This window comes from Mycobacterium sp. (assembly GCF_035623875.1).
In the GTDB taxonomy this organism is placed as follows: Bacteria; Actinomycetota; Actinomycetes; order Mycobacteriales; family Mycobacteriaceae; genus Mycobacterium.
Map to the genome: position 1 here is coordinate 1 of NZ_DASPSP010000115.1, position 9,173 is coordinate 9,173.

The 9,173-nt window shown below is 66.5% G+C and carries 8 protein-coding genes and 2 pseudogenes; 1 reads left to right on the top strand and 9 read right to left on the bottom strand.

The genetic code is table 11. The features are described from left to right. Positions 1-232 (top strand): annotated as a pseudogene (locus VEI45_RS09410) (cytochrome P450); the annotation flags it as partial. Positions 233-280: 48 nt separating this feature from the next. Here the strand turns inward: VEI45_RS09410 and VEI45_RS09415 are convergent. The 9 genes and pseudogenes from VEI45_RS09415 to VEI45_RS09455 all read right to left on the bottom strand — a co-directional run. Further along, complete coding sequence (locus VEI45_RS09415) at positions 281-1,486, bottom strand: VWA domain-containing protein (RefSeq protein WP_324852438.1); 1,206 nt, start codon at positions 1,484-1,486, stop codon at positions 281-283. Continuing rightward, complete coding sequence (locus VEI45_RS09420) at positions 1,483-2,070, bottom strand: SRPBCC family protein (RefSeq protein WP_324852440.1); 588 nt, start codon at positions 2,068-2,070, stop codon at positions 1,483-1,485. Before VEI45_RS09420 ends, VEI45_RS09415 begins: the two co-directional genes overlap by 4 nt. Positions 2,071-2,091: 21 nt before the next feature. Beyond that, a complete protein-coding gene (locus VEI45_RS09425; protein ID WP_324852448.1) occupies positions 2,092-2,958 on the bottom strand; it encodes a MoxR family ATPase in 867 nt (288 codons plus the stop codon). Positions 2,959-2,960: 2 nt separating this feature from the next. Further along, positions 2,961-3,554, bottom strand: a complete 594-nt coding sequence (locus VEI45_RS09430) for a nucleotidyltransferase family protein (RefSeq protein WP_324852450.1) — start codon at positions 3,552-3,554, stop codon at positions 2,961-2,963. A gap of 176 nt (positions 3,555-3,730) precedes the next feature. Further along, positions 3,731-4,435 (bottom strand): annotated as a pseudogene (locus tag VEI45_RS09435) (XdhC family protein); the annotation flags it as partial. Between the two features lie 11 nt (positions 4,436-4,446). Next, positions 4,447-6,846 (bottom strand): aerobic carbon-monoxide dehydrogenase large subunit, encoded by a 2,400-nt coding sequence (locus tag VEI45_RS09440; RefSeq protein WP_324852441.1) that lies wholly within the window; start codon positions 6,844-6,846, stop codon positions 4,447-4,449. Further along, positions 6,843-7,325, bottom strand: a complete 483-nt coding sequence (locus VEI45_RS09445) for a (2Fe-2S)-binding protein (protein ID WP_324852443.1) — start codon at positions 7,323-7,325, stop codon at positions 6,843-6,845. The genes VEI45_RS09440 and VEI45_RS09445 overlap by 4 nt, the downstream gene beginning before the upstream one ends. Positions 7,326-7,340: 15 nt before the next feature. Next, entirely contained in the window at positions 7,341-8,243 is a 903-nt protein-coding gene (locus VEI45_RS09450) for a xanthine dehydrogenase family protein subunit M (RefSeq protein WP_324852445.1), read from the bottom strand. A 58-nt stretch (positions 8,244-8,301) separates the two neighbouring features. Then, positions 8,302-9,173: XdhC/CoxI family protein (locus tag VEI45_RS09455; RefSeq protein ID WP_324852447.1), on the bottom strand; the 872-nt coding region annotated here is incomplete at its 5' end.

A 9,173-nucleotide genomic window follows, 5' to 3' on the forward strand; every position in this document is an offset into this window, starting at 1 on the left:
CCAACTCGACATCACCCGCGAGGGCGCGCCCGCCATGCAGACCTTCGGCGCCGGCATGCATTACTGCCTTGGCGCTAACCTCGCGCGGCTCGAACTCGCCGAAGCCCTGACGGTCATGACACGGCATATGCCAAACGCCCGGCGAACCGGACCGGCCCCCTGGAAACCGCTGACCGCCCTGACTGGACCAACCACTCTGCCAATCGAATTCGAACCCGCGGCCGCGCATTAACGAATCGGTGCCTTACCAAGCGGTGCCCATATCTCCGTGCTGGGTGATCTAGCGGGCCCGGTCAGCGGACGCCAACGCCAGGAACAGCCGGTGCAAGCCGGCCAGCGAGTGCGCCGGCAGGAACAGATCGCAATAGGGCAGGGCGGCGGCCATCGATCCGGCCAGCGGTTCAAATTCACTGTGCGCGGCGCGCGGGTTGAGCCAGACCAGCAACTCAGCGCGGCGCTGCACGCGGGCCAGCGCGCGGGCGAGCAGGTCAGGGGGATCGCTGTCCCAGCCGTCCGAGGCGATGATCACCACCGCGCCGCGTAGCGCGTTGCCGTGCGGCGCAGTTAACAAGGAGCTGAGACTGCGTGCGATGTGCGTGCCGCCATAGCGGTCCGTGACCTTGGCATTGGCCCGGTCCAGCGCCACTTCCGGCGAGCGGTGGGACAGCACCGACGTGAGTCGGGTCAGCGATGTCGAGAACGCGAACACCTCGGGACGGATCCCCGCCCGCCGGAGAACCGCGGCTCGCATCAGATGCAGATAGATCGTCGCGTAGGGCTGCATCGACCGGCTGACATCGCAGACCAAGACCACCCGCCGGTGCCGGCGACGCCGCCGGGTGCGCGCCAGGATCACCGGTTCCCAGCCGGTCATGCGCGACGCGGTCATCGTTCGGCGCAGATCGATCGCCTTCCCGTGTCGGCTGGGCTCGAGCCGCAGACTGCGCCGCCGGGGCCATTGCGCAACCGACGCTTCCAGCCAAGATCCGAGCAAGCGGAGGTCTTCCGGGTCGAATTGGTCGAACGGTTCGTCTGCCCGCGCGGCGATGCGGCTGGGCAGCAGGTCCGGTATCGACGGGCCGGTGTCCTCCTGGTCAACGGTCATTCCCGAGGGTCGGGTGGCCCAGGGCAGGGCTGTTGCGGAATGGCTGGCTCGGCTGCGCGCGCCGTCCGGGCTTCCTGGGTATGCCGCTTGCGCACGCTGGGTTCGCTGCGGAACGGACCGATCGACGCCGACTACGGCGTCGCCGATTGTGGCCTCGAACTCCGCATCAAACGCGGCCAGATCCTCCATCCGGTTGACCAGGGTCAACCGCGCCGCCCAATACAGCTCCGACCGGGTGCGCGGCACCAACTCTCTTAGCGCCCGCACGAAACTCGCGGGACCCGCCGCGGAGACCAGTATGCCGACGCCGCGCAGCCGCACAGCCAGGGCCGTCGCGAATGCCGCCGAATCGACTCCCCGCAGCAGGCCAGCGCTGTTCATCGTCGACGGCGAAGCACCCACACGAGCGCGCCGAGCGCCAGCGCGCCCAGCAACAGCAGCGAGTACTTTTTCAGCTTGTCTCCGCCCGCAAGCTCGAGCAGGTCGATTGGAACCGGCTCGGCGACTGTGCTATTCAAGCTCTTAGCAGCCAATTGCGCTTCCAGGGAGTCCACGAATTGGCTCAACAGCTTCTCCGACACCTGTTGCAGCATCCCGCTACCAAACTGAGCGAGCTTGCCGACGATCTTCAGGTCGGTGTCGACCGTGACGCGGGTGCACTCGCCGGCTTCGTGCAGCTGGGTGGTTACCGTGGCCGCCGCATTGCCGGTGCCGCGGGCCTCCTTGCCCTTGCCATCGATGACCGCGCGGTGCTGCTGGCGGCTCCGCTCGACGAAATGCACTTTGCCGGTGAATTCGCTGGTCACCGGCCCGACCTTGACTTTCACGGTGCCGAGGAAGTCGTCGCCGTCGCGGCCGACGAGCGCAGCACCGGGCATCAGCGGGACCACCTGCTCAAGGTCGGACAGCACGTCCCAGGCCTGCTCGATTGGGGCGCTGACGGTGAACTCGTTGGCTATTTTCATCGCTTCATCGTTTCCGTGCTCTCAAGTGTTGCTGTACTCGACAAACGCGTCATGGATCAGCGCACGGTCATCAGGCGTCTTGGCCAGCGCACCCAGGCTGGCCAATGCGTCCGCGTCGACCAGATCTGCCACACCGAGCGAGACCAGGGCGGCGACCCAGTCGATGGTCTCGGCCACCCCCGGTGGCTTGTCGAGATCGAGATCGCGTGCGCGACCGACGAATTGGGTGGCGTGCTCGATCAGCGGCGCCGTCGCGCCGGGCACCGTCCGGCGGACGATCGCAGCGGCCCGGGACGGCTCCGGATAGTCGATCCAGTGGTACAGGCAACGCCGCCGCAGCGCGTCGTGCAGATCGCGGCTGCGGTTGGATGTCAGCACGGCGATCGGCGGGTACTTGGCTGCGAAGGTACCCAGCTCCGGGACGGTGACGGTGGATTCACCGAGAAACTCCAACAGTAGAGCCTCGAATTCGTCGTCGGCCCGGTCGATTTCGTCGATCAGCAGCACCGGCGCGGTCGGTCCCTGGTGGCGCACGCACTGCAGAATGGGCCGGTCCACCAGGTATCGCTCGCTATAGAGATCTGATTCCTCGATTCTGGCACCACGCGCCTCGGCGAGCCTGATGCTCAGCAGCTGGCGCTGATAGTTCCAGTCGTAAAGCGCCTCACTTGCGGTTAGCCCCTCGTAACACTGCAGCCGAACAAGCGGTGTACCTAACACCGCTGCAAGGGCTTTCGCCGCTGTCGTCTTGCCGACACCGGGCTCGCCCTCCAACAGGAGCGGTCTTCCGATCCTGACCGCCAGAAAGATCGCCGACGCGGTCCCGATGTCGAGTAGGAAGTCCTTGGCGTCAAACCGGTGGACCACGTCCTCGACGTCGGCAAACAGGGTCACTGCCGCCCCGATTCCACTAGCCGCCGGTAGTCGTCCCAGGTGTCGACGTCGAGCGGAACGGTGCCGTCGACCGCGAGTTCGTGGACTTCGACAGAACCGGATTCGATCAGCTTCCAGATCCCCTTGTCGCCGTGCAGTTGAGCAAGCTCACCGAATACACTGCGGCTCAACCAAAACGGATGCCCGAGGCCATCTAGGTAGCGGCATACGGTGACGGGACTGGACGACTCCTCGGTTACCAGCCGCCGCACGAGCGCGGTGTCGACTCCGGGTTGGTCGCCGAGCATCAGCACAATCCCCGCGGCATCCGGGCTCACCCGCCTTAATGCGATTCGCAGCGATGCCGAGCATCCGTCACCGATGTCCTCGACGACCACCACGTCGATCCCGTCCAACGGCACCGCGTCGCGGACGGTCGGCGCCGCAGCACCCAGGGTGACGATGATCTGGCCGAAACCACAAGCGCGGGCCACGTCGAGCGTGGCCCCGAGCACAGTCGTATCCCGATATGGGAGAACTTGTTTCGGTGCACCGAGCCGGCTGGAGCTCCCAGCTGCCAGCACGACACCGGTTGTCTGGCGCACGGTTATGCGCCGCCTTTCGCGGCGACGAACGACAGCCGACACGCGGGACCGCAGAACCAGTAGTCTTCGCCGGCGAGGCGGAGATGCTCGGTATCGGGCCCGGTCGTTACCATCATCCCGCACACGGGGTCGACCGCCGGGGCGTGAGCGGGACCGTCGGCCGGGTGCGCGGGAATGGTCAGCCCGCCGCCGCGCAGGGCGGCGATGAGTTCGGCCGCGATCGACACCGCGATTTCCGCCGGGGTCTTAGCGCCGATGGCCAATCCGACCGGCGTATGCACACGGGCCCGTTCGGCGTCGGAGAGTTCAAGCCCGTTCAGTATCGAGGCGCCACGGATTTTGCTGGCCACCAAGCCGACGTACCCCACGCCCGCGTCCAGCGCCGCACGGATGATGTCGGCCTCTGGTCCCCCGTGGCTGGCGATCACCACCGCGGTGGTTTGGTTCACCTCGTCGGACTCGTCACGTTTTACCGCGTAGCCGAGCAGGTCGCACAACCCGGCCAGTGCTTGGGCTATCGGCGAGGCCCCGTAGATCCGGATCAGCGGGGCGGGCAGCTGTGGCGTCAGAAAGATCTCCAGCGCGCCACCGGATAGGCACGGGTTGACGACGACGCGGGCGCCAGGCGCCTCCGGAAAGTGTAGGTCGCCGTCGGGAAGCACACGCAGCAACACGCTTTCACCAGACTGCAGTGCGCCGAGCGCCGCCTTGCGGACCGAGTTCTGTGCGCAGTGGCCGCCGACGAAACCCTCGATCGTCCCGTCCGCCAACAGGATCGCCTCATCCCCGGGGTGTGCTGAGGCAGGTTCCTGTGCCCGCACCACGGTCGCGTGCACAAACGGTGTTCGTGCCTGCAGCAACTCCTGAGCCCGCTGGCTGACCGTCATTGGCGCGCTCCCTACACCGGGGGTCTCGCGCGGCCCTGCATAGCCTCCCACACGCGCGATGGTGTCAGGGGCATGTCGGCATGCCGAACCCCGAACGGCGCCAACGCATCCACGACCGCGTTCACCACCGCTGGCGGCGAGCCGACGGTGGCGGATTCGCCGATGCCCTTTGCGCCGATCGGGTGGTGGGGCGACGGCGTCACGGTGTGCCCGGTCTCCAGGTGCGGTACTTCCAGGGCGGTCGGAATCAGGTAGTCCATCAGCGACCCACCGAGGCAGTTGCCGTCTTCGTCGAACGCGATGATCTCCATCAGCGCCATGCCGATGCCGTCGACGATGCCGCCGTGCACCTGACCCTCGATGATCATCGGGTTGATCCGGGTTCCGCAGTCGTCGACGGCCAGGAAGCGGCGCACCTTCACGACTGCGGTTCCCGGATCGATGTCGACCACACAGAAGTACGCACCATACGGGTAGGTCAAGTTCTCCGGGTTGTAGCAGACTTCGGCGTCCAGGCCGCCCTCGATTCCCTCGGGCAGATCACCCGCCCCGTGGGCGCGCATGGCGATGTCCTGGATCGTCACCGACGCCGACGGGTCTCCCTTGACGTGGAACGAGCCTTTCTCCCACTCCAAGTCGGCGACCGAGACCTCCAGCATTCCCGACGCGATGATCTTCGCCTTGTCGCGCACCTTGCGGGCGACAATCGCCGCGGCCGCGCCGGAGACCGGCGTCGACCGGCTGCCGTAGGTGCCCAGCCCGAACGGAGTCTGATCGGTGTCGCCGTGCACCACCTCGATGTCGTCGGGCGGGATTCCCAGTTCCTCCGCGACGATCTGGGCGAATGTCGTCTCATGACCCTGGCCCTGGGTCTGAACTGAAAGTCGCACAACGGCTTTGCCCGTCGGATGCACCCGCAGCTCACAGCCGTCGGCCATGCCGAGGCCCAGGATGTCCATATCCTTGCGCGGCCCGGCGCCGACCGCCTCGGTGAAGAACGACATGCCGATACCCATCAGCTCGCCGCGCGCGCGTTTCTCCTTCTGTTCGGCGCGCAGCGCGTCGTAGCCGATCATGTCCATCGCCTTGCGCATGGTGGTCTCGTAGTCGCCCGAGTCGTATACCCATCCGGTCTTGCTCTGGTACGGGAACTGCTCGGGTTTCAACAGGTTTCGCAGCCGCAGCTCAGCCGGATCCGTCTTCAACTCGTATGCCAGGCAGTCCACCAGCCGCTCCACGAAATACACCGCTTCGGTGATACGGAACGAGCACGCGTAGGCCACCCCGCCGGGCGCCTTGTTGGTGTACACCGCAGTCATATGGCAGTACGCCGCCTCCAGGTCGTAGCTGCCGGTGAACACCCCGAAGAACCCGGCCGGGTACTTCACCGGGGCCGCCTGGCCGTTGAATGCGCCGTGATCGGCCAGCACATTGGACCGGATCGCCACAATCTTGCCGTCGCTGGTGGCGGCGATCTCGCCGACCATGATGTAGTCGCGCGCAAAGCTGGTGGCCGTCAGGTTCTCGCTGCGGTCCTCCATCCATTTGACTGGCTTGCCCAGCAACAGCGAGCCGACGATCGCGCAGACGTAACCCGGATAGATCGGCACCTTGTTGCCGAAGCCGCCGCCGATGTCGGGGGAGATCACCCGGATCTTGTGTTCGGGTAGGCCGGCGACCAACGCGTAGAGCGTGCGGTGGGCGTGCGGCGCCTGCGAGGTCGTCCATAGCGTGAGCTTGCCGGTGACGGGATCCAGATCGGCGACCGCACCACAGGTTTCCATCGGTGCCGGATGCACCCGCGGGTAGACGATCTCTTGCTTGACGACGACGTCAGCCTTCGCTAAGACGGCCTCGGTGGCCGCCGCGTCACCGGTCTCCCAGTCGAAGAGGTGGTTGTCTTTTTTGCCCTCCAGATCGGTGCGGATCACTGGCGCCGACGGGTGAAGCGCCTTGCGCGCGTCAATCACCGGTTCCAGCGGGTCGTACTCGACGTCGATCAGCTCCAGCGCGTCGCGGGCCGAATAGCGGTCCTCGGCGACGACGAACGCCACCTCCTGACCCTGGAAGCGCACTTTGTCGGTGGCCAGCACCGCCTGCACGTCGTTGGACAGCGTCGGCATCCAGGCCAGGCCCTTGTCGGCCAGATCGGCGCCGGTCACCACCGCCTTGACCTTGGGATGTGCCTGTGCGGCAGTGGTGTCGATGCTCACGATGCGGGCGTGCGCATACGGCGAGCGCAGAATCGCCAGGTGCAGCATGCCCGGCAGCACGACGTCGTCGACATAGGTGCCGCGGCCGCGGATGAATCGGGGATCCTCTTTGCGCAGCATCCGGCCGTGCCCGCACGGCTTCTGGTCGTTGTCGGCCAGGTCTTCGGGCGAAGGAGGGCGAGATTCGATGGTGGTCATGCGCTGGCCTCCGCCTTGGTCTTCGGGTGGGATGCTGCCCATTGGATGGAACGCACGATCGTGGTGTATCCGGTGCACCGGCAGATCTGCCCGGAGATCGCCTCCCGAATGGTGGCCTCGTCCGGGTTGGGGTTGCGGTCAAGCAGGGCGCGGGCGGTGATCATCATTCCCGGTGTGCAGAAGCCGCATTGCAGCCCGTGGCACCGCATAAACCCCTCCTGCACCGGATCGAGCTGGCCGTCGACTTCGAGTCCTTCCACGGTCCGCACACTGTGCCCCGATGCCATCGCGGCCAGCATTGTGCAGGACTTCACCGGCACGCCGTCCACGTCCACCACACACGTCCCGCAGTTGCTGGTGTCACAACCCCAGTGAGTTCCGGTGAGCCGCAACTGGTCCCGCAAAAAGTGCACCAACAGCATTCGTGGTTCGACTTCGGCGGTAACCGCCTGGCCGTTAACCGTCATAGTCACCTGCATGGTCGGTTGCCCTCCTTAATTCCCGCTGGGCACAGGCGCGTTGCGCACCCGCTCGACGGCGGTGCGCAGCGTGCGCGTGGTCAGCTCGGCGGCGAGATGGCGCTTGTAGTCAGCACTGCCGCGCATGTCGGTCACCGGCTCACAGGCGGCCGCGGCCTGACGGCCCGCCTCGGCGAGCACCTCTTCGGTGGGTGGCTTACCGACCAGCACGTCGGATATCGCCGCGAGCGCGGCGGCATCGGGATTGACCGCGGTCAGCCCCACTTTGGCGCCGGCAATCACGTCGCCGTCGAGGGCGACCGCGGCGCCGGCCGCGGTGATCGCCCAATCGCCCACTCGCCGTTCCACCTTCGCATAGGCGCTGGACATGTTGTGCCGCAACGGGATCCGCACTTCGACGAGGATTTCGTTGTGTGCCAACGCAGTTTCGTACGGCCCCGCCATGAAGTCGTCGATCCCTATCTCGCGTTCACCCGACGGTCCGCGGGCTAAGCACACTGAGTCCAATACGCTGCAGACGGTCACCAGATCTTCGGCCGGATCCGCCTGGCACAGTGAACCGCCGAGGGTGCCGCGATTGCGTACCACCGGGTCGGCGATCACCCATTCGGCATCGCGGAAGATCGGGCACACCGCTGCCAGCGCGTCCGACTCCAGCAGCTCGCGGTGCCGAGTCATGGCACCGATACGGGCCAGCGTCGGGTTGGCCACTCCGCCAACGACGATGTATCCCAGCTCGGGCGCCAGATCGTTGATGTCGATCAGGTATTCCGGGTTGGCGATGCGCAGCTTCATCATCGGCAGCAGGCTGTGGCCGCCGGCGATCACCCGTGCGCCGTCCCCCAACCGGTCCAGAAGTCCGATGGCGTGGTCGACGCTGCTCGCTCGTTCATACTCGAAGGGCCCAGGTACTTGCATGTGACCGACCTCACATTCAGGGAGCGGAAGTTCAGTGTTGGCCGCTGCTGGCGTCGCGTCAATATGGAGTTAAGCGATCGCTTAACTCGCCTTCGACCTGCTGCTCATGGTGGATACGGCCATCGATATCGGCCAACCGGCGCCCCCCGCCGCCCCAGCGGCGGGCGATAATGTCCGCCACGATAGAGACCGCCGTCTCCTCCGGGGTGCGGGCACCAAGATCCAGCCCGATAGGGCTGGCCAACCGGCTCAACTCGACATCAGTCAGCCCCACCGCCCGTAGCCGGGCCATCCGGTCGTCGTGGGTGCGGCGCGACCCCATGGCCCCGACGTACCCGACGTCCGACCGCAACGCCACCTCGAGCACCGGAACGTCGAACTTCGGATCATGGGTGAGCACGCAGATCACGGTGTCGCGATCGATGCCGCCCGCGTCGGCCTGGGCCGCCAGATACCGGTTCGGCCAGTCGACGACGATTTCGTCAGCGGTCGGAAAGCGCGCGGAGGTCGCGAACACCGGGCGGGCGTCGCACACGGTGACTCGGTAGCCGAGAAACGATCCCAGCCGCGCGAGCGCAGCGGCGAAGTCGATCGCGCCAAACACCAGCATGCGCGGGCGCGGCGCGTGACTGGACACGAAGACTTCCATGCCCTCCCCGCGACGCTGCCCGTCGGGCCCGTAGCGCAGGACATCGCTGCGGCTCACGGCGAGCAGACCCCGGGCATCGTCGGCGATGGCGGCATCCGCACGCGCGGTACCGAGCGATCCCGCCACCGCGTCGGGGCGCACGACAAGTCTGCGGCCAACCCGCTCGGCGGCCGGATGAGCAATGACGGTCGCGATCGCGACCGGCCGGTGGGTGTCCATGTCCTTGGCCACCGCGCCAAGTTCCGAGAAAGTCGCCTTCGAGACCGACTCAATGAAGACAT

Bases quoted from the DNA above. Each gene is read 5' to 3' on its own strand.
- VEI45_RS09415 (WP_324852438.1), bottom strand. From the start codon at position 1,486: ATGAACAGCGCTGGCCTGCTGCGGGGAGTCGATTCGGCGGCATTCGCG.
- VEI45_RS09420 (WP_324852440.1), bottom strand. From the start codon at position 2,070: ATGAAAATAGCCAACGAGTTCACCGTCAGCGCCCCAATCGAGCAGGCC.
- VEI45_RS09440 (WP_324852441.1), bottom strand. From the start codon at position 6,846: ATGACCACCATCGAATCTCGCCCTCCTTCGCCCGAAGACCTGGCCGAC.
- VEI45_RS09445 (WP_324852443.1), bottom strand. From the start codon at position 7,325: ATGCAGGTGACTATGACGGTTAACGGCCAGGCGGTTACCGCCGAAGTC.
- VEI45_RS09450 (WP_324852445.1), bottom strand. From the start codon at position 8,243: ATGCAAGTACCTGGGCCCTTCGAGTATGAACGAGCGAGCAGCGTCGAC.